The organism is Chelativorans sp. YIM 93263 (assembly GCF_028767125.1).
Taxonomy (GTDB): domain Bacteria; phylum Pseudomonadota; class Alphaproteobacteria; order Rhizobiales; family Rhizobiaceae; genus Chelativorans.
The window spans coordinates 482580-508556 of the sequence record NZ_JAKCWP010000003.1 but is presented as its reverse complement, the minus strand read 5'-3'; the positions used below and the strand labels follow the sequence as shown (position 1 = coordinate 508556).

24 protein-coding genes and 1 pseudogene are annotated in these 25977 nt (G+C 61.5%); 21 read left to right on the top strand and 4 right to left on the bottom strand.

Annotated elements, in window-relative coordinates; translation table 11 throughout:
- Positions 1–53 precede the first annotated feature (53 nt).
- Positions 54–1187, bottom strand: a complete 1134-nt coding sequence (locus tag LY631_RS09525; RefSeq protein WP_274425029.1) for a DegT/DnrJ/EryC1/StrS family aminotransferase — start codon at positions 1185–1187, stop codon at positions 54–56.
- Between the two features lie 191 nt (positions 1188–1378).
- Between LY631_RS09525 and LY631_RS09520 the strand changes: the two genes are divergently transcribed.
- The 7 genes and pseudogenes from LY631_RS09520 to LY631_RS09495 all read left to right on the top strand — a co-directional run bounded on the left by LY631_RS09520 (position 1379) and on the right by LY631_RS09495 (position 5412).
- Positions 1379–2734 (top strand): phosphomannomutase/phosphoglucomutase, encoded by a 1356-nt coding sequence (locus LY631_RS09520; RefSeq protein WP_274425028.1) that lies wholly within the window; start codon positions 1379–1381, stop codon positions 2732–2734.
- 198 nt (positions 2735–2932) lie between these two features.
- Positions 2933–3058: a hypothetical protein gene (locus LY631_RS20340; RefSeq protein WP_338000423.1), complete on the top strand. Its 126-nt coding sequence runs from the start codon at positions 2933–2935 to the stop codon at positions 3056–3058.
- A complete protein-coding gene (locus LY631_RS09515) occupies positions 3018–3569 on the top strand; it encodes a class I SAM-dependent methyltransferase (RefSeq protein ID WP_338000422.1) in 552 nt (183 codons plus the stop codon). The genes LY631_RS20340 and LY631_RS09515 overlap by 41 nt, the downstream gene beginning before the upstream one ends.
- A gap of 121 nt (positions 3570–3690) precedes the next feature.
- A pseudogene (locus tag LY631_RS09510) lies at positions 3691–3810 on the top strand (RidA family protein); the annotation flags it as partial.
- On the top strand, positions 3793–4608 hold the full coding sequence (locus LY631_RS20335) for a helix-turn-helix domain-containing protein (protein WP_338000425.1): 816 nt from the start codon (positions 3793–3795) through the stop codon (positions 4606–4608). The pseudogene LY631_RS09510 and the gene LY631_RS20335, both read left to right, overlap by 18 nt.
- A gap of 76 nt (positions 4609–4684) precedes the next feature.
- The gene (locus LY631_RS09500) at positions 4685–5047 is read left to right on the top strand and encodes a VOC family protein (protein ID WP_274425027.1); all 363 of its coding nucleotides are present in this window, start codon (positions 4685–4687) and stop codon (positions 5045–5047) included.
- On the top strand, positions 5047–5412 hold the full coding sequence (locus LY631_RS09495) for a DoxX family membrane protein (RefSeq protein ID WP_274425026.1): 366 nt from the start codon (positions 5047–5049) through the stop codon (positions 5410–5412). The genes LY631_RS09500 and LY631_RS09495 overlap by 1 nt, the downstream gene beginning before the upstream one ends.
- A 156-nt stretch (positions 5413–5568) precedes the next feature.
- Here LY631_RS09495 and LY631_RS09490 read toward each other — a convergent pair whose 3' ends face one another.
- Positions 5569–6504 carry a LysR family transcriptional regulator gene (locus LY631_RS09490; protein WP_274425025.1) on the bottom strand — a complete coding sequence of 312 codons (936 nt, stop codon included), beginning with the start codon at positions 6502–6504 and terminating at the stop codon, positions 5569–5571.
- Positions 6505–6681: 177 nt separating this feature from the next.
- Here LY631_RS09490 and chvE point away from each other — a divergent pair, with 177 nt between their 5' ends.
- From chvE to LY631_RS09445, 9 genes are all read left to right on the top strand, one after another.
- On the top strand, positions 6682–7749 hold the full coding sequence (gene chvE / locus LY631_RS09485) for a multiple monosaccharide ABC transporter substrate-binding protein (RefSeq protein ID WP_274425024.1): 1068 nt from the start codon (positions 6682–6684) through the stop codon (positions 7747–7749).
- A 67-nt stretch (positions 7750–7816) separates the two neighbouring features.
- On the top strand, positions 7817–9337 hold the full coding sequence (gene mmsA / locus LY631_RS09480) for a multiple monosaccharide ABC transporter ATP-binding protein (protein ID WP_274425023.1): 1521 nt from the start codon (positions 7817–7819) through the stop codon (positions 9335–9337).
- Positions 9338–9339: 2 nt separating this feature from the next.
- Entirely contained in the window at positions 9340–10572 is a 1233-nt protein-coding gene (mmsB, locus tag LY631_RS09475; protein ID WP_274425021.1) for a multiple monosaccharide ABC transporter permease, read from the top strand.
- Between the two features lie 10 nt (positions 10573–10582).
- On the top strand, positions 10583–11548 hold the full coding sequence (araD1, locus tag LY631_RS09470; RefSeq protein WP_274425019.1) for an AraD1 family protein: 966 nt from the start codon (positions 10583–10585) through the stop codon (positions 11546–11548).
- Positions 11549–11606: 58 nt separating this feature from the next.
- On the top strand, positions 11607–13352 hold the full coding sequence (gene araD, locus LY631_RS09465; RefSeq protein ID WP_274425018.1) for an L-arabinonate dehydratase: 1746 nt from the start codon (positions 11607–11609) through the stop codon (positions 13350–13352).
- Positions 13353–13560: 208 nt separating this feature from the next.
- Positions 13561–14484, top strand: coding sequence for a Gfo/Idh/MocA family protein (locus tag LY631_RS09460; RefSeq protein WP_274425017.1), 924 nt, complete (start codon positions 13561–13563; stop codon positions 14482–14484).
- Positions 14485–14526: 42 nt separating this feature from the next.
- Entirely contained in the window at positions 14527–16062 is a 1536-nt protein-coding gene (locus tag LY631_RS09455) for an aldehyde dehydrogenase (NADP(+)) (protein WP_274425016.1), read from the top strand.
- The gene (locus LY631_RS09450) at positions 16059–16982 is read left to right on the top strand and encodes a 2-dehydro-3-deoxygalactonokinase (protein ID WP_274425015.1); all 924 of its coding nucleotides are present in this window, start codon (positions 16059–16061) and stop codon (positions 16980–16982) included. The genes LY631_RS09455 and LY631_RS09450 overlap by 4 nt, the downstream gene beginning before the upstream one ends.
- Positions 16979–17611 (top strand): 2-dehydro-3-deoxy-6-phosphogalactonate aldolase, encoded by a 633-nt coding sequence (locus LY631_RS09445; protein WP_274425014.1) that lies wholly within the window; start codon positions 16979–16981, stop codon positions 17609–17611. The genes LY631_RS09450 and LY631_RS09445 overlap by 4 nt, the downstream gene beginning before the upstream one ends.
- Positions 17612–17615: 4 nt before the next feature.
- Here LY631_RS09445 and LY631_RS09440 read toward each other — a convergent pair whose 3' ends face one another.
- Complete coding sequence (locus LY631_RS09440) at positions 17616–17801, bottom strand: hypothetical protein (RefSeq protein ID WP_274425013.1); 186 nt, start codon at positions 17799–17801, stop codon at positions 17616–17618.
- Between the two features lie 207 nt (positions 17802–18008).
- Between LY631_RS09440 and LY631_RS09435 the strand changes: the two genes are divergently transcribed.
- Positions 18009–19472 carry an aminotransferase class V-fold PLP-dependent enzyme gene (locus tag LY631_RS09435; RefSeq protein WP_274425012.1) on the top strand — a complete coding sequence of 488 codons (1464 nt, stop codon included), beginning with the start codon at positions 18009–18011 and terminating at the stop codon, positions 19470–19472.
- A 46-nt stretch (positions 19473–19518) separates the two neighbouring features.
- On the opposite strand, the gene LY631_RS09430 is transcribed toward LY631_RS09435, so the two are convergent.
- Entirely contained in the window at positions 19519–20214 is a 696-nt protein-coding gene (locus LY631_RS09430) for an IclR family transcriptional regulator (protein WP_274425011.1), read from the bottom strand.
- A gap of 124 nt (positions 20215–20338) precedes the next feature.
- On the opposite strand from LY631_RS09430, the gene LY631_RS09425 reads away from it, so the two are divergent.
- The 4 genes from LY631_RS09425 to LY631_RS09410 all read left to right on the top strand — a co-directional run bounded on the left by LY631_RS09425 (position 20339) and on the right by LY631_RS09410 (position 25689).
- Positions 20339–22687 carry a cytochrome P450/oxidoreductase gene (locus LY631_RS09425; protein WP_274425010.1) on the top strand — a complete coding sequence of 783 codons (2349 nt, stop codon included), beginning with the start codon at positions 20339–20341 and terminating at the stop codon, positions 22685–22687.
- Between the two features lie 50 nt (positions 22688–22737).
- Positions 22738–23766: a TRAP transporter substrate-binding protein gene (locus tag LY631_RS09420; protein ID WP_274425009.1), complete on the top strand. Its 1029-nt coding sequence runs from the start codon at positions 22738–22740 to the stop codon at positions 23764–23766.
- Positions 23767–23906: 140 nt separating this feature from the next.
- Entirely contained in the window at positions 23907–24395 is a 489-nt protein-coding gene (locus tag LY631_RS09415) for a TRAP transporter small permease (protein WP_274425008.1), read from the top strand.
- Positions 24388–25689 (top strand): TRAP transporter large permease, encoded by a 1302-nt coding sequence (locus LY631_RS09410; protein ID WP_274425007.1) that lies wholly within the window; start codon positions 24388–24390, stop codon positions 25687–25689. Before LY631_RS09415 ends, LY631_RS09410 begins: the two co-directional genes overlap by 8 nt.
- The last annotated feature ends 288 nt before the right edge of the window (positions 25690–25977 follow it).

Here is a 25977-nt window from a genome sequence, read left to right as displayed (position 1 = left end):
TTTTTCGCAGTGCATGCCAATCGGGGAAAGTTCTTCTCGACGGGCTCCCGCCATTATTTTTCGGGCCGGTTCAACCGCACGGCATCCCGAACGGTCGTGATGACCCTATCCTGATCCTTCTCCGACAGATATGGGTGCATGGGCAGGCACATGATCCTTCCAGGCAGTTCCTCGGAAACCGGCAGGCCTTTTGGCGACCGGGGATAGTCGGCGTAGGCCTGCTGCACGTGCAGCGACTTTTCATAATAGACGACGGAAGGAATGCCCGCCTCCTTGAGATGCGCGCGCACGGCGTCGCGCACTGGCGTCTCGATGGCGTACTGCGCCCACGCCGAGCGGCTGCCCTCCGGCACCGCCGGGACCTTCACGACATCGCCAAGGCCTTCCGCGTAACGGTTCGCCACCTGCTGGCGCAAATCCATCTCTTCGGGCAGCAACGTAAGTTTTTCCAGAAGAATGGCTGCCTGAATGGTGTCGAGACGCGAATTGAGGCCGACCCTGACGTTGTCGTACTGGCTTTCGCCCTTCCCGTGAAACGCGACCGAGCGCAAAATCTCGGCCAATTCGGCATCGTTGGTGAACATCGCACCGCCATCGCCGTAGCAGCCGAGCGGCTTGGCCGGATAGAAGCTGGTGCTCGCCACGTCGCCAAAGGCGCCGCACATCGTGTTGCCGCGCGAGCCACCGGTCGCCTGCGCCGCATCCTCGATGATGCGCAGGCCTTCGCGCTGGGCAATCTTCTCCAATCGGGAGTAGTCAGCCGCGAGTCCGAACAGGTCGACCGGGATGATAGCCTTGGGCGTCAGGCTGCCTTCGTCCTTGGTAAACGCGATTGCCGCCTCGAGACTTTCCGTATCGATATTGTAAGTGTCCGGATCGATATCGACAAAGACCGGAGAGGCGCCGGCGAGCGCGACAACTTCAGCCGTGGCGGCGAAAGTGAAGCTCGGGCAGAAGACCGCGTCGCCTGGACCAATACCGTAGGCCATCAGCGGCATGAGCAGAGCATCCGTGCCATTGGCGCAAGCGACCGCGTGCTTCACGCCGATATAGTCGGCAATCTTTTCCTCGAACTCGGCAACTTCAGGCCCGAGAATATAACGGCCCTCCGCCAGGACCTTGGCCACCCTTTTTTCAAGCCTCGCCTGAATGCGCTCTCGCTGCGCGCCGAGATCGATAAATTGCATATGCCGCTCACCCCTTGGGATATTTGCCCGAATGGCAGCGTGAATAGGCGGGTGAATTGTGTTTCGCAACAGGAAGGAACGTTCAAACTGCTGGCGGCATTGTTACACGCGGTGAAAACCGGCCCAATTGCTTTGCGAATGCTTCCCATCTAACAAATCAGCAAAGAACAAGCAGGCGAGAGGAAAATGGCATGAGTGCTCCGTTCAAGGCTTATGATGTTCGTGGCCAGATTCCGGGTGAGATCAATGCGCCCTTTGCCTATCGCTTTGCCCAGGCGGTGAAGGAGACGCTCTCTCCGGCGGCGGTCGTGGTCGGTCACGACATGCGTCTTGACAGTCCGGCGCTTGCTGGTGCGCTCGCTCAGGGTCTGCTCGATAGCGGTGTCGACGTGCTACCGGTTGGCCAGTGCGGCACCGAGGAGGTCTATTTCCACACCGCGCGTTCTGGCGCCGATGCCGGGCTGATGGTGACGGCGAGCCACAATCCGCCGGACTATAACGGCATCAAGATGGTGCTGAAGGGGGCCTCGGCCGCCACGCCGGACAACGCCTTCAACCCGATCGAGGATGTGATGCGCTCGGGCAGGGACCTGGCGACGGCCGCAAGCTACGCCGAGCGCGGCAGCCTTCAACCCGTATGCGACCGCAGTGCATATATCGAGCGCCTGCTAGAGGAAGTGGCCGGCCAGCAGCTAAAGCCGCTCAAGATCGTCTGCCATGCCGGCAATGGCTGTGCGGGTCCGATCATCGACCTTCTGGAAAAGCATCTGCCTTTCACCTTCATCAAGATCGACCACGAGCCGGACCCGCGGCTGCCCAATGGCGTGCCCAACCCACTGCTCAAGGAGAAGCGCCAGAAGGCGAGCCAGGCCGTGATCGACCATGGTGCGGATCTCGCCATTGCCTGGGACGGCGATTTCGACCGCTGCTTCCTCTACGACCACAAGGGCCGCTTCGTCGAAGGCTATTATCTCGTCGGCATGATCGCCAAGCGCATGCTGGAAAAGCATCCCGGCAGCACGATCCTCTACGACCCGCGCCTGACCTGGAACACGATCGACATCGTGGAAAGCATGGGCGGCGTGGCGAAGCCCTGCCGCACCGGACACGCTTATTTCAAGCAGATGATGCGCGAGGAAAACGCCGTCTATGGCGGAGAGATGAGCGCGCATCACTATTTCCGCGATTTCGCCTATTGCGATTCCGGCATGCTTGCCTGGCTCGATGTGGTTTCGGAGTTGTCGGCCACCGGCGCGCAGCTCGCCGACGTTCTAGAAGAGCGCATCGCCGCCTATCCCTGCTCGGGCGAGATCAATTTCACGGTCAATGACGCCAAGGCGGCGCAGGAGCGCGTAGCCGAGCACTATCAGAGGGCCAACCCGCAGATGGAGACCATCGACGGGCTGGGCATGGTCTTCGACGATTGGCGCTTCAATCTGCGCGCCTCCAACACCGAACCGCTCCTGCGCCTCAATGTCGAGACCCGCGCTGACCAAGAGCTTCTGGATGAGAAGGTGAAGGAACTGAGCGACCTGATCCAAGGCTGATGCGATGATCAAATTCGAAAGATTAGCTCACGAATGCCTCAAATGAATTCAACGAAACGTTCGGTCTCCTCGTAACCATAAGGTCGTGTGGCGCGGTGCCCCTTTACAGATTTGGAGCCCATTGCGTGCAATTTTCTACCGCAATTCACAATTTCAAATTTCCACGCATGTGCTAGAGGACGGTCCATAGGAGGCCGCATGTTCAGTACCGCCAACGACGCGCGTTTTTGGGACCGCACTGCGCGCAAATACGCCGCCGGTCCGATCACCGACATGGCTGGCTATGAGCGCACCCTCGAGCGCACGCCACTATCTGAAGGGTGACGAAGCGGCGTTCGAGTTCGGATGCGGAACGGGGGCGACGGCGCTCAAGCTTGCGCCCTCCGTCGCGCGTATTGTGGCGACCGACATCTCCAGCGAGATGATTGCGATCGCGCGTGAGAAGAGCGAGTCCGAACGCTGCGCCAACGCGACGTTCGAGGTTGCAACGCCCGATGCCGCGGAATGGCCGGACGGGGCCTTTGACGTCGCATTAGGCTTCAATGTCCTGCATCTGGTAGAGGCTCGGGAAGCGGCCTTGAAAGGCATCCATCGGCTCCTGAAGCCCGACGGGCTGTTCATTTCCAAGACGCCGTGCCTTGAGGAAATGAACCCGCTCGTGCGGATAGCCGTTTCGGCAATGCAACTCGTCGGCAAGGCGCCCTATGTGGCGTTCTTATCCGAGGAGGCGTTGGAGCGCGAGATAGCGGCCGCGGGATTTGAGATCATTGAGCGCGCGCGCCACGCCTCGCGCGGCAGGGACGCGCGGCCGTTCCTCGTGGCAAGAAAGCTATGAAGACGCCCGTCCGTGGCTGCGGGACTTGTCGTTTCGCGGATCGGCAGGACGCGAAGGTCGGCGTCGCTGCCGGTCGCGTTGAGCAGATCCGTCACCTCACGTGACAGAGAGGCGGCGGCGTTCCAAGCTTGAGGTGTCGACCAGGAACGTCAAGAAAGTGTTTGGCGAGGCGCTGCCGACGGAGACTCTGATTTTTCCTGTCCCCAAGCTTGCAATTGATCCCATGCTCTTTTCCGCAGATAAGCGCTATCCAGAAGCCATGCCGAAAGAAGCCGTTCTTGCAAATTCTGTTGGAACATACCTCGAAACCGCGCCGATAGCTGCCCTGCGCTGCTCTTTTCGTTGCGCATGGATAAATAGGCTGCCTGACGAGGAGGTGGGAACGGTCGCCGTCGTTCCTGATGGGTGTATTGATCTGATCTGGCGAGGCGAACGCCTGTCGGTTGTCGGTCCCGATCTGACCGCCGCCCGGCCTGTTCTGCAACGTGGAGACACCGTACTCGGTCTGCGATTCGAGCCCGGCGCCGCCGCCAGCTGGCTGGGTCTGTCAATCGCAGAGATCGTGGGAAAGGAGATCGAGTTGCAGGATGTCTGGGGCCAGAAGGCGCACCGGATCGCTGAAAGCATGGAGGAAGCCGGGGATGCACAACAACGGCTCGTGAGACTGCAGAAGCACCTCGCAGGGACGGCACCCTCGATCGACGGCGTATCCAAGCACGGCAGGGCGATCTTTGGTTTCCTCCAGAAGAATGCCACCAGGCAGTCCGACAGGGGAATACGTCAATTGGCCGTGGCGCTAGGCACCAGCGAGCGATCCCTGCGGCGCCAAACCCATGAAATATTTGGCTACGGTCCCAAGACCCTGCATCGAATTCTGCGACTCCAGGCTTCCATAACATCCGTACGTAGGTCGAACGCTCCTCAGTTGGCCGACATCGCCTACGAGAACGGATACACGGACCAAGCCCACCTCAACCGGGAGATTCAATCCCTTTGCGGCATGACCGCTGGGGAGTTCGTCCGACAGTTGGCTCGTTAAATTGGCCGTTTTTTCCAATACGGACAGCGTCCCTCATCCTACAGTCCTGCTTCGTTCAACGACGAAAGGATACAGAATGGGCACCAAGGGCAATGATCGGCAGATCGACAACATCGAGTTCAACGTGAGTGATATCGGCCGTTCGCGAGCGTTCTATGGGCAGGCGTTCGGGTGGACCTTCACCGACTACGGACCAACCTACTGCGAATTCACCGACGGGCGGTTGACTGGCGGCCTGACCACCGGCAAACCGGTGAAGCCTGGCGGGCCGCTTGTCATCCTCTATGCGGATGACCTTGCCGAGACGCAGAGGCGCCTCGAGGAAGCGGGCGCGAAGATCGTCAAGCCAGTCTTTGCATTTCCGGGCGGTAGGCGATTCCATTTCCAGGATCCTGACGGATACGAACTTGCCGTATGGTCTGCGAGCGAAGGCGAATAATGAGCCTCTATCTGGAGAATGTAGGTCTCATCATGCTCGGCGGAGTTTTCGTCTGTGCCGGGATTGAGCATTTCCTTCGGTTCAGACAGATTGCGGCTCAACTTCCATTTCCGTACCCGCGCTTGATGTTGGCGGCCGGGTCGGCGCTGGAGATCGTTGCGGGCCTCTGCCTCGCTGTCGGGGTTGGGCGGCCCTACGCAGCCTTGGCGCTCATTGCATTTACGATCGCGGCAAGCCTGATGATGTTGAATTTCTGGAGCTATTCTGGACCCGAAAGACAAAGCATTCGTTCAGCCTTCACGATCAACATTGCTGTCGTAGGTGGATTGTTGCTCGCTGCAGCAGCACCCGGCCAGTGGACTTAGGCTGAGGTGACTCAGTTATTGAGTTACCGCGCGGCTCGAATTCCGTCCGGACAGGCGCAGGGCTCTCGGAGGGGCGCATACAACGATAAACTCCCTCCGCCCTGCCACTGCCGCATCTTCTAAGCGCTGGACGTCAATCCCGAACGTGACAGCCGCTCAGTTCTCGCGCGCCAGTTCCTCCGAGATCAGCTCTTTTAGCCGGGTTGCCAGTGGCGAAAGGGGGCGGCCTCTTGGCTGGAGAAGATGATAGGGCGAGATCGTGATCGACTGATGGATCGGCAGCACCTGCAGCCGGGCCTCGCTGCCGGTCGCGTCAAGCATCTCCGTTACCTCACGCGACAGGGGGGCGATGGCATTCGACGTGAGCAAGAGTGCGATCATGGCGAGCAACGAGGTCGTGTTGATGGTATTGCGCGGCGGTTGCGCTCCGGCAATTATGAAAGCGTTTTCCACGGCCACGCGCAACGGCGCGCCCACCGCCTGCATGATCCACTGAAAATGACCGAGGTCGACGATGGAGGTCGTCGTAACGTCGGCGAGCGGATGGCCTTTGCGCACCAGCAGGTCGACAATTTCTCCACGCCCGCGCCCGATGACGAAATCACGCGGATCGAACGGCGGCGGCACACGCGCCAGCGCAAAGTCCAGATGACCGCTGGCAAGGTCCCGGATCAGCGTGTCGCTCGGCGCCACCTCGATATGCACGTCGGAGTTGGGCGATGCTTCCTTGAGCCGGTGAATGGCCGGCATGACATAGCCGACGGCCGCACCCGTGACGGCCCCCACACGCACCCGCCCTCCGACGCCACGCTTGAACTCCTCCACCTCCCGCATGGTCTCGCGCATCTCGGTCAGCAGTGCGTCTGCATGTCGCGAAAGCACCTGGCCGACCTCGGTCGGTCTCATCCCCCGGGCGTGGCGCTCGAACAGAGGCGCGCCGACAATTCCTTCGACTTGCGTGAGTGTGCGCGATGCCGCCGGCTGCGTCATGGAAAGCGAGGCGGCCGCCGGGCTGATCTGCCCATGCTCTGCAATCGCTGCAATGAGCCGGAAGTGATTGAGTTTCAGTCGGAAAGGATGATCGTTTGCCATGCTGAAAGATATACCAATTAAGATATACATAGAAACCTAAAATGCATTTGATTGGTATATTCCCACTCTTTAGTTTGGTCTGCGGATCAGCAAGGTCCACCACTCTTGCGACAACAAGCCATCGGGCGCGGCGAGAAGAGGATGACGCCGCGTCACTGCGGCATGGGAGGATTATCAATGAAAAAGCTTACCGCCATTTTCACGTCACTCGCGATGGGCACCGCGCTCTACGCGGGCACCGCAGCGGCTCAGGAGAAGGGGTATGTCGGTATCGCAATGCCGACGAAATCCTCGGCGCGATGGATTTCCGACGGAAACTCCATGGTCAAGCAGTTCGAGGAGGCCGGTTACGAGACCGATCTGCAATACGCTGAGGATGACATTCCCAACCAGCTTGCACAGATCGAGAACATGATCACCAAGGGCGCCGATGTTCTGGTCATAGCTTCGATCGACGGCACCACGCTGTCCAACGCGCTCGAAAACGCCAACGCCGCCGGGATCAACGTCATCGCCTATGACCGGCTGATCCGTGACAGCGAGCATGTCGATTATTACGCAACCTTCGATAATTTCCAGGTCGGCGTCCAGCAGGCAAATTCGCTCGTTGAAGGCCTGGAGGCGCGCTTTCCGGACGACAAGCCCTGGAACGTCGAACTTTTCGGCGGGTCCCCCGACGATAACAACGCCTACTTCTTCTACGACGGCGCCATGTCGGTACTGCAGCCGCTGATCGATTCCGGCGATATCGTCATTCCGTCCGAGCAGATGGGCATGGACACAGTCGGTACGCTGCGTTGGGATGGCTCGGTTGCGCAGGCGCGCATGGATAACCTCCTCTCGGCTTATTACACCGATGCAGAAGTTCACGGCGTTCTTTCGCCCTACGACGGCCTGTCCATCGGCATTCTCTCTTCGCTCAAGGGCGTCGGCTACGGTTCGGGCGATCTCGAAATGCCAATCGTGACCGGACAGGACGCCGAGATCCCATCGATCAAGTCGATCCTCGCCGGAGAGCAGTATTCCACCGTCTTTAAGGATACGCGCGAGCTTGCCCGCGTGACCGTCGGCATGGTGGATGCGCTTCTCCAGGGTGGAGAGCCGGAGATCAACGACACCGAGACATATGACAACGGCGTGAAGGTCGTCCCCTCCTATCTGCTGGAGCCGGTTCCGGTGGATGCCGACAACTGGGAAGAAGTGCTGGTCGGTAGCGGCTACTACACTGAAGATCAGCTGCAGTAGGCCATCGATATGGATCGGCGCGGCTGGCCACGGTCAGTGAGCCGGCCGCCTCGGCACGGGAATGTCCATGGAACCGATTCTGGAGATGCGCGGCATCACCAAGAGCTTTCCCGGTGTGAAGGCTCTGGACGATGTCAATCTGAAGGTCGCTCCGGGTGAAATCCACGCGCTTGTCGGTGAGAATGGCGCCGGCAAGTCGACCTTGATGAAGGTCTTGAGCGGGGTTCATCCGCACGGCGATTATGACGGCGAAATCGTCTTTGACGGTAAACCCGTCGCCTTTTCCGGTATCGCCGACAGCGAGCGCGTCGGAATCATCATCATTCATCAGGAACTGGCGCTCGTGCCTCTGCTTTCGATTGCCGAGAACATCTTTCTCGGCAACGAAATGGCGTCCGGCGGTGTGATCAACTGGCCGGCAACGCTGTCGCGGGCGGAACACCTGCTGCAAAAGGTCGGTCTGAAGGAGAAGCCGGGCGCGCGTGTCGATACGCTGGGTGTCGGCAAACAGCAACTCGTGGAGATTGCCAAGGCGCTGTCCAAGGAGGTGAAGCTTCTCATTCTCGACGAGCCCACCGCTTCCCTGCAGGAGAATGACAGCCAGAAGCTTCTCGACCTCCTGCTCGAATTCAAGGCGCAGGGGATCACCTCGATCCTGATTTCGCACAAACTGAACGAAGTAGGGCGCGTTGCCGATTCCATCACCGTCCTGCGCGACGGCAAGACCGTGTCCACACTGGATGCGCGGACTAACAAGGTGAGCGAAGACCGCATCGTTCGCGATATGGTCGGCCGGGACATGGCGCACCGTTATCCCGAGCGCACACCGAAGATCGGCGAGACACTTTTGGAGGTAGGGGACTGGAACGTCTGGCATCCGATTCACACGGACAGGCAGGTGATCCACGACGCCGCGTTCCGCGTGGCCTCGGGCGAGGTGGTTGGAATTGCGGGGCTTATGGGCTCGGGTCGGACCGAACTCGCCATGAGCCTTTTTGGCCGCAGCTATGGCCGGGAAATCTCTGGTTCGGTCAAGCTGCGGGGCAATGAGATCGATGTCTCCACAGTCGGGCGCGCGGTGGCCAACGGGCTTGCTTATGTCACCGAAGACCGCAAATCGCTGGGACTGGTGCTGGAAGAGAACATTCTCAGGAATATCACGCTCGCCAATCTTCCGGCCGTTTCGCACAATGGCGTGCTGAATGAGGCCGAGGAGCGGCAAGCGGCCGAGCGCTACCGGAAAGCACTTGGCGTGCGCACACCGAGTGTCTTCCAGAAAGTGGTCAACCTCTCAGGCGGCAACCAGCAGAAGGTCGTGCTCGGCAAATGGCTCTTCACCGAGCCGGACGTGCTCATCCTTGATGAGCCGACGCGGGGTATCGATGTCGGCGCCAAGTTCGAGATCTACAACATCATCGCCGAACTGGCCGGCCAGGGTAAGGGGGTCGTCATGATTTCGTCCGAGATGCCCGAACTGCTCGGCATGTGCGACCGCATCTATGTGATGAACGAAGGAAAAATCCTAGGTGAACTCGCCGCGAGCGAGGCAAGCCAGGAGAAAATCATGTCCATGATTGTGAGGACGTAGAAATGTCCGAAGTGTCCGCCCGCGAAAAGCAGCCCGGCGAGGGCCTGGGTGATAATGCAGTCGAAGGGGCTGCGGTCTCCATTGCCAGCCATGTAAAGAACCACCTGCGCGAGTATGGCATGCTCTTCGCGCTGGTCATCATCATGGCATTCTTCCAGGTCATGACCGACGGCACGCTGATGCGACCGGTGAACCTGACGAACCTCATTCTTCAAAACAGCTATATTGTCGTCATGGCAATCGGCATGTTGCTGGTTATCGTTGCCGGCCATATCGATCTGTCCGTAGGCTCGGTCGTAGCCTTTGTAGGCGCCGTGGCCGCGGTGATGCTGGTCGATTACAACCTGCCGACGCTCTTCGTCATTCCCGCGTGTCTGGCCCTTGGCTTTATGATCGGCGCGGCGCAAGGCTACTGGGTTGCCTATTGGCGCATTCCCTCCTTCATTGTCACGCTGGCTGGAATGCTCGTGTTCCGCGGGCTCACGTTGTGGGTTCTGCAGGGGCAGTCGGTCGGTCCGTTCCCACGCTCATTCCAGTTGCTCAGCACCGGCTTCATTCCTGACATTTTCGGCGTGGGGCAACCGAACGTGACGGCAATCTTGCTTGGCACGGCGACGGCGGCTCTCCTGCTGTTCATGGCGATGCGCAACCGGCGCCGAAATCTCAGCTATGGCATCGAAGAAGAACCGTTCGTCTTTTTCGTCGCCAAGAACGGTCTTCTGGCCGCCGCGATCATCTTCCTGTCGTATCTGCTTGCCACCTATCGCGGGTTCCCGAACGTGATGATCACCATGGCCGTTCTGGCGGCGGCTTATACTTTCCTGACCAACTCCACGACGATTGGTCGTCGGATCTATGCGCTTGGGGGCAATCTGAAGGCGGCGAAGCTATCGGGCATTCCCACAGAACGGCTGACCTTCCTGACCTTTGCAAATATGGGGATGCTGGCGGCGCTGGCAGGGCTGATTTTCGCCGCCCGTCTGAACACCGCCACGCCGAAGGCGGGCGTTGCCTTTGAGCTTGACGTGATCGCGGCCGTTTTCATCGGCGGTGCTTCCATGTCCGGCGGCGTGGGCAAGATTACGGGGGCGATCATCGGCGCCTTCATCATGGGCGTGATGAACAACGGCATGTCGATTGTCGGCATCGGCATCGACTACCAGCAAGTCATCAAGGGTCTGGTGCTGCTCGCGGCCGTGATCTTCGACGTCTACAACAAGAACAAGTCGGCATAGGAGGGATAGGATGCATCTTTCACAGCTCAAGAAGGGTGGCGTGGTCTGCCGCCAGGGGAGCGATGCTCGGCTCGTGAACGGGGCGACAACCACCTATGCGCTGGCGCAGGAGGCGGTGGAGTCGGGACAAAAGCTGCTAACGGTGATCGAAAGCCACGGCTTTGGCGATACGGTCGATCTGGAAAAGCTGGCTGGCGAAGGCGCGCTCGACGTACCCGTTCGCCATCCTGACGCGGCGCATATGCACCTGACCGGGACGGGGCTCACGCATCTTGGCTCCGCGTCGGCGCGTGACGCCATGCATGCCGATGAGGCCGGCATGAGCGACTCCATGAAGATGTTCCGCATGGGCATCGAGGGTGGCAAGCCGGAGGCCGGCAAGGACGGCGTGCAGCCCGAATGGTTTTACAAGGGCACGGGCGTCGCCGCGGTCGCGCCGGGCGATCCGCTTGCCTCGCCCGACTGCGCGCTGGATGGTGGCGAGGAGCCGGAGATCGCCGGCTTTTATATTATCGGCAAGGATTGCCGGCCCTCCCGCATCGGTTTCTCGCTCGCCAACGAGTTCTCCGACCATGTGACTGAGCGCATCAACTATCTCTATCTCGCCCATTCCAAGCTCCGCCCGGCCTCCTTCGGGCCTGAGCTTCTGGTCGGCGACTTGCCGGCCGATATTCGCGGCACCTCGCGCATCCTGCGCGACGGTAAGGTGATCTGGGAGAAGGAATTTCTCTCCGGCGAGGACAACATGTCCCATTCGATCGCCAATCTGGAGTTTCATCACTTCAAATACGGCCTGTTCTGCCAGCCGGGCGATCTGCATGTGCACATGTTCGGCACGGCGACACTCTCCTTTGCCGATGGCATCTCCTGCGGCGAGGGGGATGAATTCGAGATATCCGCGCCCGAGTTCGGGCTGCCGCTCCGGAACCCGCACGCCCGGGAGAAGAAGCGGGCGGCAACAGTCGAAATTCTCTGACTCCTATTCACTTAACCCGCACCTCCGGGCAGCGGACTTGGAAAGGAAACAGAAACGCATGAATGCTTTCACCCCGAAGCCCTGGCCACGCAAGCTGCGCTCGCAGGAGTGGTTCGGCGGGACCACGCGCGACCACATTTACCACCGCTCCTGGATGAAGAATCAGGGCCTGCCCGCAGACCTCTTCGACGGGCGGCCGGTGATCGGCATCTGCAACACCTGGTCCCAGCTCACACCCTGCAATGCGCATCTGCGCGATCTCGCCGAACGCGTGAAGCACGGCATATACGAGGCAGGCGGCCTGCCGCTCGAATTTCCGGTGTTCTCGCCCGGTGAAAGCTCCCTGCGTCCCACCGCCATGATGTATCGCAACATGACGGCAATGGACGTGGAGGAGGCGCTACGCGCCAATCCGCTTGACGGGGTCGTTCTGCTTGCCGGCTGCGACAAGACAACCCCGGCGCTGCTCATGGGCGCGGCCAGCACCGATCTGCCCTCCATCGTCGTTTCCGGCGGGCCGATGCTCAATGGCTGGTTCCGCGGCGAACGCGTGGGCTCCGGCACGGCGCTCTGGCAGATGTCCGAGGCCATCAAGGCCGGCGATATGAGCAACGAGGATTTTCTCGAGGCCGAGCAAGCCATGAGCCGATCGCCGGGCTCTTGCAACACCATGGGCACCGCCTCCACCATGGCGTCGATGGCCGAGGCGCTCGGCATGGCACTTTCCGGCAATGCCGCTATCCCGGGCGTCGACAGCCGCCGCCGCGTCATGGCGCATCTGTCGGGCCGGCGCATCGTCGACATGGTCAAGGACGAGCTTAAGCCCTCCGATATCCTTACCCGCGAAGCGTTTGAGAACGCTATACGCGTCAACGGGGCGATTGGCGGCTCTACAAACGCCGTCGTTCACCTGCTGGCGCTGGCCGGCCGCATCGGCGTTGACCTGACGCTAGATGATTGGGACCGGCATGGCCGCGATATCCCCACCATTGTGAACCTAATGCCTTCCGGCAAGTACCTGATGGAGGAGTTTTTTTATGCCGGCGGCCTGCCCGTCGTCATCAGGATGCTCGGAGAGGGCGGCAAGCTCCACAAGGATGCCCTCACGGTCTCGGGCGGCCCGATCTGGGACGAGGTCAAGGACGTCAAGAACTGGAACGAGGACGTCATCCGTCCGGTCGAAAAGGCGCTAACGCAGCAAGGGGGGATCGCCGTGCTGCGCGGCAATCTGGCGCCCAAAGGGGCGGTTCTGAAGCCGTCGGCCGCCTCGCCACATCTGATGCATCATCGCGGCCGCGCCGTCGTTTTCGAGGACATCGACGACTACAAGGCCAAGATCAATGACGAGACGCTTGAGGTCGATGAGACCTGCATTCTCGTGCTGAAGAATTGCGGGCCCAAGGGTTATCCCGGTATGGCCGAAGTCGGCAATATGGGCCTGCCGCCCAAGGTGCTGAAGAAGGGTATTACCGACATGATCCGCATTTCGGACGCACGCATGTCAGGCACGGCCTATGGCACGGTGATCCTTCACACCTCCCCGGAAGCGGCGGTGGGCGGCCCGCTCGCAGTGGTGCGCAATGGCGACATGATCGAGTTGGACGTTCCCAGCCGCCGTTTGCATCTCGATATCACCGATGCGGAACTGGAAAGGCGCCTGGCGGAGTGGAAGCCGGCAATTGACCGCCCGAAGAGCGGTTACGCCCAGCTCTTCCACGACCACGTGCAGGGCGCGGATACGGGCGCTGACTTCGACTTTTTGAAGGGCTGCCGCGGCCATCCGGTGGCGCGGGAGTCGCATTAAAGAAGGTTTGCCCCCCAAGGGGAGACAACGCAGCCGCACACACGCAGTTAATCGCCGAGCATGGCGATTTGCGGAGTGTGTGTAGCAGCGCTCCATCTCTCCCCTTGCGGGAGAGAAAGCGAATTCTTGGGCTTGAGCCATGCTCACGTCCTTAGAATTTGCAAGAGAGGGGCAATGAGTGTCCCGGAAGTAGAGGGAGATACGTAGCATGAACGGCACCAAGATCGCCGTTGTCGGCATCGGCAAGATTGCGCGGGACCAGCACCTGCCGGTCATAGAGGCGTCCACCCAGTTCGAATTGGCCGCTGCCGTAAGCCGGCACGGCAAGGTCGATGTGGTGGAGAACTACACCGACCTCGAGACCATGCTGCGGGAGCGCCCCGACATTCCGGCGGTCGCGCTCTGCACGCCGCCTTCCGTGCGTTACAACATGGCCGTTGCAAGCATAAAGGCCGGCCGCCATGTGCTCCTGGAAAAGCCGCCCGGCGCGACGCTGGGCGAGGTCGATGCGCTGGCCGAGCTTGCAGGGCAGCACAACGTCTCGCTCTTCGCGACATGGCATTCGCGCTTCGCGCCCTGCGTTGAGCCGGCGCGGCAGTGGCTTGCCGGCAAGACAATCCGCCATGTCGAGATCATCTGGAAGGAAGATGTGCGGCGCTGGCATCCCGGCCAGGCCTGGATCTGGGAAGCCGGCGGGTTCGGCGTGTTTGATCCCGGCATCAACGCGCTTTCGATCCTGACGGCCATCGTGCCGCCGGTCTTCGTCACTGAAGCCGTGTTGCAGGTGCCCAAAAACGTACAAATGCCGATTGCCGCGCAGCTGAAAATGCGCAGCCAAGCAGGTTTCGACGTGGCCGCCGATTTCGACTGGCGGCAAGAAGGGCCCCAGACCTGGGACATCCGTATCGAGACGGATGCCGGCCAACTCACGCTGACCGAAGGTGGCTCAAAGATGTCCGTTGTTGGTCAGGGGCAGGATGGCGGGCTCGAGGCGGAATATGAGGGCATCTATCACCGCTTCGCCGAGCTCCTGAAGTCAGGCGAAAGCGATGTCGACCCCGCCCCGCTGCAACTCGTGGCGGACTCTTTTCTTTCCGGCCGGACTGTGGACGTCGAGGCCTTTCACGAATAGACAGACCCCCAACTGCCCCTACAGACAATCAAGGAGTGCACCATGCCCGAAAGCTTTCAGCCCCGCGGAAAACACTTGATTGCCGGTGAATGGGTCGGCGGTGACAAGACCTTCGCCTCCGATCCGGTAATGGGCCCCTCACACAGCTTTGCGGTCGGCTCTTCCGCTGATGTGGACCGTGCCGCGAAAGCCGCAGAGGAGGCCTTCTGGACCTACGGCCCGTCCACTCGCGCGGTCCGTGCTGCTTTTCTCAATGCGATTGCCGATGAGATCGAAGCACGTGCCGAGGCGATCACCGAGATCGCCACGCAGGAGAGCGGTCTGCCGGAGGCGCGTATTAACGGAGAGCGAGGGCGGACAACCGGGCAGCTTCGCCTCTTTGCAAAGCATATCGAAAAGGGCGACTACCTCGACCGCCGCCATGACCCGGCGGACCCCGAGCGCAAGCCCGCGCCCAAGCCGGACCTGAAGCTGATGCAGCTTCCCATCGGCCCGGTCGGCGTGTTTGGCGCATCCAATTTCCCGCTCGCCTTCTCCACGGCCGGCGGAGACACGGCGTCTGCCTTGGCCGCCGGCTGCCCGGTAATCGTCAAGGGCCACCCGGCTCATCCGGGTACGGGTGAACTCGTTGCCGAAGCGATCGCCATGGCTATCGAGAAAACTGGCCAGAATCCCAGCGTCTTCTCACTCATTCAAAGCAACACCAACGAAGCCGGCGAGGCAATCGTCACACATCCGCTGGTGCGCGCCGTCGGGTTCACCGGTTCGCTCGGCGGCGGGCGTGCGCTCTTCGACCTGGCAAGCAAGAGGCCCGAGCCCATTCCCTTCTTCGGCGAGCTTGGCTCGGTCAATCCGCAGTTCCTGCTGCCCTCCGCCCTCGGCGCGCGCGGCGAGAAGATCGCAGAAGGATGGGCCGGTTCGCTCTCCATGGGGGTCGGCCAGTTCTGCACCAATCCGGGTGTGGCGATTGCGCTTGACGGGGAGAATGCGGACACCTTCGTCGGTGCCGCCCAATCCGCGCTCGAAAACGTGCTCGAGCAGCCGATGTTAACGGCGGGGATCGCGGACGCTTACCGGCGTAGTCGCGATAAGCTTTCCGGCCTCGGCTGTGCGCAGGCTCGCCTTGCCTCCAAGGCCGAAGGCCGCAATGCCGGGCCTGACCTTCTGGAAGCGACAGGGGATGATTGGCTGGCCAATCCCGACCTGCAACACGAGGTCTTCGGGCCGCTCGGCATTGTCGTTCGCGCAAAGGACGAGGACCAGATGCGCGAGATCGCCAGCGGTCTGGAAGGGCAGCTTACGGTCACACTGCACATGGACGACGCCGATACGGCGCTCGCCTCCAGCCTAATGCCGATCCTCGCCCGCAAGGCGGGCCGGCTGATCGCCAACGGCTTCCCCACCGGCGTCGAAGTCAGTGACGCGATGATGCATGGCGGGCCATACCCGGCGAGCACCAACGTTTCGACCACCTCGGTCGGCACCCTGGCCATCCGCCGCTTTCTACGTCCGGTCGCCTTCCAGGACATCCCGGCGGATCTGCTTCCCGAAGATCTTCGGAACGGCGGAGGCTCATGATCACTGCGCCTTTTTGCGCGGCGGCGGATTGGGGCACCACCAATTTCCGCTTGTGGCTGCTCGATGCGAGTGGCGGCGTTCTGGCGGAAAGATCGAGCGGGCAGGGCATGCGCACCTGCCTGCCTGACCACAGCTTCAACGCCGTAATCGAGGAGCACCTGAAAGGGCTCGACGCGCCGGCCGATCTTCCGGTCGTCGTGACCGGCATGGCGGGTGCGCGCGGCGCATGGAAGGAAGCCGCTTACCTCGACACACCTGCACAGCTCGATGCACTCCACGCGAAAGCTGTGCGCGTGGAAGAAGCGCAACGGGACGTGCGCATCCTTCCCGGCGTCTGCCAGCGCCGGAAGGGCCGCGAGGATGTGATGCGCGGCGAGGAAACACAGCTTGCCGGTGCTTGTGCCGAAGGGCGGCGGTCCGGCCTGTTCTGTCTTCCGGGAACGCACTCCAAGTGGGTGCGGCTGCAGGAGGGGCGGCTGACCGAATTCACGACCTTCATGACGGGCGAGCTCTTCGCCCTCATGACCGGGCATTCCGTGCTCGCAGACATGATCGCGAAAGGCACCGGCGACAGCACATCGCCGGCCTTTGCCGATGCGGTGTCGGAGATGTTGGGCGGAACCGCATTGACCGGGCGATTGTTTTCCATTCGCGCTGCGTCACTGCTCGCCAATGACGCTCCGGATGCAAGGGCGCGGCTTTCCGGCTTGCTTATTGGCGCGGAGATCGCCGCCACGCGCGAGGCGCTTCAGGGCGACGCGGCAGCGACGCTGATTGCCAGCGGCGCACAAGCAGGGGCTTACGAGACGGCACTTTCCGTCGCTGGAGTAGGGTGCGGAATCTTGGATGGTCACGATCTTGTAAGGCGTGGACTCTACAGTGCGGCTCTCGCCCTGTGGCCGGAAAGGAGTGCTACATGAGCCGGATCGTCTGGCCGAAACTTCGTCGTGACCTCGTCGCCATCCTGCGCGGACTGAAACCCGAAGAAGCGCCGGCGATCGCCGAAGTGCTGCTCGAAGCGGGTTTCGAGGCGATCGAGGTACCGCTCAATTCCCCCGATCCGTTCCATTCCATCGAGGCCGCCCGCCGCCTTGCGCCGGACCACGTACTGATCGGCGCAGGCACCGTGCTGACCGAAGATGACCTTGAACGTCTTTCTGACGTTGGCGGCAATCTCATGGTCAGCCCCAATGTCGAGCCGGCCGTGATTCACCGTGCAGCCGAGTTCGGCATGGCGACCATGCCTGGTGTCTTCACCGCAACCGAGGCCTTGACAGCGGTTCGCGCAGGGGCCTCCGCTCTCAAGTTCTTTCCGGCCTCGGCCCTCGGGCCCGGCGGCATCAAGGCGATCATGGCCGTTCTGCCCGATTATGTGCCGGTCGGCGCCGTTGGCGGTGTGTCGGAGAAAAATTTTGAGGATTATGCGCAGATCGGCGTGCGCACCTTCGGCCTTGGCTCCAGCCTCTACACGCCCGGCGCCAGCGCAGCCGAAGTCGGCGAAAAGGCCCGCGCCGCGGTGGCCGTCTACGACGAAGTGTTCGGCATCTAACCGGCTACGGAGATTCCGGACTGGTATCCGGCGATAGCTCACCTCTACTCAGTTGCCGGATAGCCTCATCGGCCTCGTCTTCATCGAGCCCGGAGAGCGGCAATCCGTCGACGCTCACGACGCGATCATTGTCGCCGTCGAAGACTTCCCACTGCCCGTCTTCATCCTGTCGTTTGTCGTAATTTGCCATGTACCGGCAAGTAGGGCAGCGGTGCCGGCCGGCAATGGGGGTGAAAGGCGCTCTCGGTTTCTGAGAGAATACTGAACGACAGTTCTCGATGTTATCGTTCATGTGACCAACGGAAGGTGCAAAAAGTCAAAAAATAGGTGGCCATGATTACCGCATCCTGTGCGAATCTTTCCCGGGAATAGGGATGCTCGTTTCGGGAGTTCTGCAATGCGGGATCAAGTTTTGGATGCTTTCTGCGGGAGTTTAAACCGGGAAGATCTGCCGGCTTTCCTCCGCGCTGGCCTGATTGGCGAGAATGCCGTTATCGACGGTCCCTGTGGGCCGAAAACGCTCGTCTATGCCGATTACGTGGCGTCGGGACGGGCGCTGGCCCAGGTGGAGGATTTCCTGCGCGAGAAAGTGCTGCCGTTCTATGCCAACAGCCACACGGAAGCCTCTTACTGCGGCGCATTCTGCACGCGCCTGCGCCGCGAAGCGCGCGCGGTAATCCACCGCGTCGCCAGCGCCGATAGCGACACCAGCGTGGTTTTCACCGGCTCGGGCGCGACGGCCGGAATAAACCGTCTGGCCAGCCTGTTGCAGGTGGCGCAGACCGCAAGCGCGGGGCAGGGCGCCGTGGTTTTCATGGGACCCTATGAGCACCATTCCAACATCCTGCCCTGGCGCGAAAGCGGTGCGGAGATCGTCGAAATCCCGGAGGGGTCGAATGGCGGGCCCGATCGCGCCGCGCTTGAGTCCGCTTTGAAAGAACACGGCGCAAAGGCGCTGAAAGTCGGCGTTTTTTCGGCTGCCTCCAACGTGACCGGTATCGTGACCGATACCGACGCGGTCACGCGGGTCCTGAAGGCAAACGGCGCTCTGGCAATCTGGGATTATGCCGGCGGCGCGCCGTACCTTTCGATGAACATGCGTCCCGGCACCGATTGCGCCAAGGACGCGATCGTTTTTTCACCGCACAAGTTCCCGGGCGGGCCTGGGGCGTCCGGCGTGCTTGTTCTGCGCGACGAGATCGCGCGCGAGCCCCGGCCTTCCATGCCCGGCGGCGGCTCGGTCACCTTCGTTTCGCCCTGGGGGCACGATTATTCGGAGTCCATCAGCGCGCGGGAAGAGGCGGGAACGCCGAACGTGATCGGCGACATCCGGGCCGCCTTGACCGTTATGATCAAACAGGTGCTCGGCCAGGACTTTATCGACCGGCAAGACCGCGAATTGCGCGAGCGCGCGCTGGCGACCTGGGCAAGAAACCCGCACATAGAGCTTCTGGGCCGGTTGGACGCGCCAGGCTTGCCGATCTTTTCCTTCCGCGTGCGGCGGCGCAACGGGAGCCTCCTGCACCATCAGCTTTTCACCCGCATGCTGAGTGACGTTCACGGCATTCAGGCACGCGGCGGCTGTGCTTGCGCCGGGCCTTATGCGCATCGCCTGCTGGAGATCGACGAGGCACAATCCGCGGAACTGCGAGATGCGATCCGTTCGGGCGAGGAAATCCGCAAGCCGGGCTGGGTGCGGCTCAATCTGAGCTATCTCCTGAGCGATCAAAAGGCCGATTTCATCATCTCGGCCGTCGACCGCCTCGCGCGCGATGCCGAGGACTACGAGAGCGACTACCGCTTCGACCCAGCAACGGCGCGTTTCAGGCATGAAGGGAAGGACGTCGAGATCGCCGTTTAGCGTCTGCGCGGGGCATCTGCTTTGCCCTCACGATCTTCTAACGCCGTCAGGAATTCTCCGGCTTCCCCATCAGTCGGGCGAGATCCGCGGCCCGCGCCATGGTAATGCTCGCGGCGTTCTCGATGTCGAGATCCTCCATCGCAACCACGCCGACGGAGCATTCCAGCCCCGGATGAAGCGCACGCGAAAGGGGAACGGGGCTGGCGAGCCCTACGGCTCCGCGCTGCAGTTCTCCGCGCGTTACGCTATAGCCCTGCCGCCGGGCGCGCTGCACCGCCTCCATGTCGTCCGGGTGCGGTTCGCGTCCCGCCAGGATGGCGATGCCGGCGGCACCGACGTTCAGGGGATGCCGGCTTCCGACGCGGTAATTGATATTGAGAAAAGCCTCCCGGGGCTCGGCGGCGAGAACCGCCACGCATTCCTCTCCCTGCGCGACCGAAAGAAAGGCGGCGGCCCTTGCCTCTTCGGCCAAGGCCTCGATCAACGGGCGCGCGTGGCCACGCAGATGGCCATCGAATTGCGCCGCGAGCGTCAAGGCGCCGCTGCCGAGCATAACGCGTCCGTCCGGCCGGCGATGGACCATGCCGTGCGCCTCCAGCGTGCCGACGATGCGATAGGCGATGGCCCGGTGTACGCCGAGTGCCGCGGCAAGCTCGGCAATACTCAATCCCTCGGCGCTGTCCGCCACCCGCCGCAGCGCCACGATCCCGCGATCCAGCGTCTGCAGCTTGTTCGTTTCCATGAAGTCTCCCGATTTTCCCCTCTCCGGGCCACGCCCGCGTTGACAGCGAAAATTACACATCGTACGGTAATAGCACAAGAGTGTGCGATAAAAGTAAAGTCGCTACGCCAAAAGGGAGGAAAGCTTGAGCGTCCAGACGGGCCGTAAGGATTCTGCCGCGAAGGGCTGTCCGGTGCATGCGGGAGAGGGGGCGGCATTGTCCGCTCCGAACGGTTGTCCCGTTTCTCATCGCGCGGCGGCGTTCGATCCCTTCGAGGCGCCTTATCAGGTCGATCCGGCTGATGCGCTGCGCTGGTCGCGCGCTCAGGAGCCCGTGTTCTATAGCCCGAAGCTGGGCTACTGGGTCGTCAGCCGTTACGACGACATCAAGGCCGTCTTCCGCGACAATATCCTGTTTTCGCCGCGTATCGCGCTGGAGAAGATCACGCCCGTCACGCAGGAGGCGACGGATACGCTCAAGCAATACGACTATGCGATGAACCGCACGCTCGTGAACGAGGACGAGCCGGCGCATATGGAGCGCCGGCGTGCGCTTCTGGATCATTTCCTGCCGGAAAATCTGTGTGTGAAGGAAGACATGGTGCGCCGTCTCACGCGCGAGAAGGTCGATGGCATCATCGACACGGGACGCGCCGATCTCGTCGACGAGATGCTGTGGGAGATCCCGCTCACCGTGGCGCTGCACTTCCTCGGCGTTCCGGAAGAGGACATGGATACGCTGCGGCGCTACTCCATCGCGCACACGGTCAACACCTGGGGCCGCCCTTCGCCTGAAGAGCAGGTAGCGGTGGCGCATGCGGTCGGCAATTTCTGGCAATATGCCGGCAAGGTGCTTGAGAAAATGCGGGCGGAGCCGGACGGCCCCGGCTGGATGCACTACGCGATTCGCAAGAACAAGGAGATCCCGGAGGTCGTCACCGACAGCTATCTGCATTCCATGATGATGGCGATCATCGTCGCCGCGCACGAGACGACCGCCCATGCCTCCGCCAACGCGCTCAAGCTGCTGCTTACGCACCGGCAGGCTTGGGAGGACATCTGCACCGACCCGTCGCTGATCCCCAATACGGTGGAAGAATGCCTGCGCTACGCCGGTTCGGTGGTCGCCTGGCGGCGGCAGGCGATGGCCGACACGCAAATCGGCGGCGTTCCCATTCCGGAAGGCGCGAAGCTTTTGATCGTGACGGCTTCGGCCAATCACGACAGCCGCCATTTCGAAGCCGCCGACACGTTCGACATTTATCGCGACAATGCCGTCGATCACCTGACGTTCGGCTATGGCAGCCATCAATGCATGGGCAAGAACCTGGCGCGCATGGAGATGCGCATATTCCTCGAGGAATTCACCCGCCGTCTGCCGCATATGCGCCTGGCCGAGCAGGAATTCACCTATCTGCCGAACACATCATTTCGCGGGCCGGACCACCTCTGGGTGGAATGGGACCCGCAAGAGAATCCAGAGCGCTGCGACGGGAACCTACTGAAACCGCGCGCTTCTTTTGCCGTCGGTGCGCCGTCGAAGAAGGACATCGTGCGCAAGGTGCGCATTGCCGAAGTGCGGCAGGAGGCCGAGGGGGTGCTTGGCCTGACGCTTGAAGACGTGCAGGGCCGTCCGCTGCCGGCCTGGAGCGCGGGAGCTCACGTCGAGCTCGTTTGCGGCGAATATGAGCGGCGCTACTCCCTTTGCGGCCATGCGGACGCCAACACCTTCTCCGTGGCGGTGCTTCGCGAGGATCAGGGGCGCGGCGGCTCGCGTTTTATTCATGAGGCCGCGCGCAACGGCATGGTGCTCAATCTGCGCGGGCCGCGAAACCATTTCCGCATCAATGAGGACGCGCCCCGACACCTTCTGATCGCCGGCGGAATCGGCATCACGCCGATTATCGCGATGGCTGACCGGCTGAAGGCGCTCGGGCACGACTATGAAGTTCACTATGCGGGCCGCTCGCGCGCCACCATGGCTTTCATTGAGCGGCTTGAGCGCGATCACGTCGGGCATGTGAGCCTCTATCCTGCCGATGAGGGCCGCCGCGCGGATCTCTCGGCACTCGCCACCGGGCGCGGGGAGGGCACGCAGATCTATGTCTGCGGGCCAGAGCGCATGATCGAGCATCTGCAGGCGGTCACGCAAAACTTGCCTGAAGACGCGCTGCGTTTCGAGCATTTCAGCCATGATGGCGCGCTGCTCGATCCCGAGCGTGAGTCCCCCTTCGACGTGGAACTCACGGATTCGGGATTGAACGTGCGTGTGCCGGCAGACCAAACACTGCTGCAGGCGCTCCGCGCCGCCGGAATCGACGTGCCCAGTGATTGCGAGGAAGGTCTGTGCGGCACGTGCGAGGTGGCGGTGCGGGAAGGCGGCATTGACCATCGCGACAAGGTTCTCACTTCGGCCGAGCAGGCAGGGAATGATCGCATGATGAGTTGCTGCTCGCGCGCGCTCGGCGGATGCCGGCTCAAGGTGGCGCTGTGAGTCGGTGAGAAAGAACATGGTTTAACGAAACATCCCAGGGAGGAACGCTCATGTTGAAAAGAATCGGACTGGCTTTCACCAGCGTTTTGGCGCTTACGGCATATTCGGGAACGGCCGAGGCCCAAACCACGCTCAAGCTCAGCCACTTCCTGCCGTCTGTGCACGGGATCCACACCGATTTCATCGTGCCGTGGACGGAGGACATCACTGCTTGCACCGATGGCGAGGTGCAGTTCGAGATTTTCCCGGCCGGCTCGCAAATGGGCAACGTCGCCCGCCAGCAGGAGCAGGTGATGAGCGGCGTGGTGGACATTGCCCACGGCCTGCACGGCATCCCGCGCGGGCGTTTCCCGCGCACCTCGCTGATCGACATGCCGTTCCTGACGGCGGATGCCGGCGCGGCCACGCATGCCCTTTGGGAGCTTTATCCCGCCTACCTCGCGGAGGAATATGAGGGGCTCAACGTCCTGGGGCTGCACGCCCATAATGGCGGGCTGATCCACACGGCCGAGGAAAAGGTGGAGACCATGGAGGACCTGGAAGGTCTGCGCATCCGCACGCCGAGCCCGGCCGTCTCCGAAATGCTCACCTTCCTGGGCGCGACGCCGCAGGGTCTGCCACCGGGCGAGGTCTATGAAAGCCTGCAGCGCGGGGTTATCGACGGCACCGTTTTCCCATGGGATCCCGTCAGTTCCTTCCGCCTGAACGAGGTTCTGAACTACCACCTCGATGCCGGCGCCTACACAGTCTCATTTTTCTTCGTGATGAACGAGGATTCCTACAATCAGCTCAGCGAAGAGGCGCAGGCCTGCGTCGACCAATATTCAGGCGACGCGCTTGTCTCCAAGTTCGACGACTGGTGGGACAAGTGGGACGAACCGGGCCGGGAAGGTGCCATTGAGGCCGGCCACGAGATTTCAGAGCTATCGGATGAGGAGCGTGAACGCTGGCGCGAAGCCCTTCAGCCGATGATCGCATCCTACATCGAAGAGATCGAAGCCCAAGGCGTCGAAAACGCTCAGGAAATCTATCGGCTGATGCAGGAAAAGGTCGCCGAGTACCAGCAGCAACAACAATAATGCCGGCGACAGGATGCAGGCCTAACGGCCTGCATCCTCTTTATCCAGGTTATCTGATAACTGTGGGCTGACTTCGGCTGTTTTATAAACGGAACCGCTCAGGCATCAGGTCAACGCCGAACCGGGAAGGGAGGCGCATTGTGACAATCGCTTTGACGGGCGCGCGCCGACTGATCTCGGTGCTCGCGCTTCTGGGCGTCTTGGCTTATGCCGCCGCTGCCCTGGTCACGGTTGCTGATGTTCTTGGCCGCCTTGTCGGCTTGCCCGTGATTGGCGTCGTCGATCTCGTGCAGCTTTTCATCGTGACGGGTGCATGGCTGGTCATGCCCTTCGCTTTCATGACGGGCGCGCATGTCAGCGTGGATTTCATTGCAAACGCACAGCCGCGCCGGATCTCCTTGGCGTTGAATATCTTCGGCGCGCTCGTCGCGGCTGTTCTTCTGACCCTCATGGTCTGGAAAGGTTTTGAGACTTTCCAGACCCGCACCATGTTCGGCGATCGCTCGCAACAGCTTGGCATTCCCATCGCCTGGTACTGGTACGCATTCCTGGTCGCGCTTCCGGTGGCCGTTCTCGGCGTGCTCGTGGCTGCTGTCGATCAGGCCGGGGAGGAGGGCATCCATGAATGAGGCCTGGTTCGGTTTGCTGGGCTTTTTCGCGGCTCTGCTTTTGATCGCCATGGGCCTGCCGGTCGCGGTTGCAATGGGGGCTGTCGGTGTTGCCGGTTACTGGTGGTTGAATGGCTGGTCGGGCGCGGCCTATGTCGTTGGCTCCGCACCTTTCGAATCCATCTTTCCATATTCCTTCAGCGTCATTCCCCTGTTCGTGATGATGGGCGTGTTCGCCTCACATGCCGGCCTGTCGCGCTCGCTCTTCGACGTCATCAACAGTTTCCTCGGACATGTCCGAGGCGGGCTGGCCATGACGACTGTGGGCGCCAGCGCCTTTTTCGGAGCCATCTGCGGGTCGTCCCTGGCGACAGTCGCCACGATCGGGCGCGTTGCGCTGCCGGAGATGCAGCGCCACGGCTATGACAAGTCGCTTTCCTCGGCCACGGTGGCCGCCGGCGGCACCCTTGGCGTGCTTATTCCGCCCTCCATTCTCCTGGTCATATATGGCCTGCTGACCCAGAGCTCCATCGGACAGCTTTTTGTTGCTGCGCTCATACCGGGCCTCTTGGGCGCGTTGCTCTACAGCCTCGCTATTCTGGTAAGAACACGCTTCAGACCCGATCTCGCGCCCCGCGCCGAGCGCACGGCATGGCCGGATCGTCTCAGGATGCTCGGCCGGATCTGGCCGGTCGTTGTGCTCTTTGCCACCGTGATCGGCGGCATCTATCTGGGCGTCTTCTCTCCCACCGAGGCGGCTGCCGTCGGAGCCGTCGGCGCTTTCCTGCTGGTTCTCCTCTCGGGAAAGTTATCCGTCAAGATGCTGCACGCCTCCGTCGTGGAAACCGCCGGCCTGACGGGCATGATCTTCTTCATCCTGATCGGGGCGGCACTCTTCAACTTCTTCCTCGAGGAGACCGGCCTGCCGCAGTTGCTGATCAGCCTTATCGAGACGGCCGGGCTGACCCCGTTCATGGTGTTGCTCATTATCCTCGTGTTTTACGTGGTGTTGGGATGCTTTATGGATTCCATGTCCATGATCCTGCTCACCGTGCCGCTGCTCACGCCTATCGTTCTGCAACTGGATTTTGATCTCATCTGGTTTGGTATCATCGTGGTGACGGTAGCCGAGATCGGCCTCATAACGCCGCCTATCGGCATGAATCTGTTTGTCGTCCAGGCTACAGCCCCAGGCCTGACACAGGGCGATGTGGTCCGAGGGATTCTTCCGTTCATTCTCGCCGATGTGGTGCGCTTGGCACTTCTGGTGGCGTTTCCCGCTTTGGTGCTGTGGCTTCCGGCGGCAATGGGGTGAAAAAACGACTTTATCGCCGGTTTCGTACGTGCGAAATCTGGTGGTTGTAATCGCCGGCATGATCAGTAAAGTGATTGTGAAATCGATTACATCGAGCAGGTGACAAGATAACGCTTGCCGTTGGGAGGAGCGCATAATTTGATGGTTTTGCGGGGGCACACCCGGCGAGCGACGCCTGGCGCGAGTGCTGTGGGTATGCGATTGGGCACAGGTGAGGTTCCTGCCTGTTCCCTTGGGTATGTCGTGTTTGCGAGGCGGTTGGACGAGATCCCGGCCGTTTTTAGGACG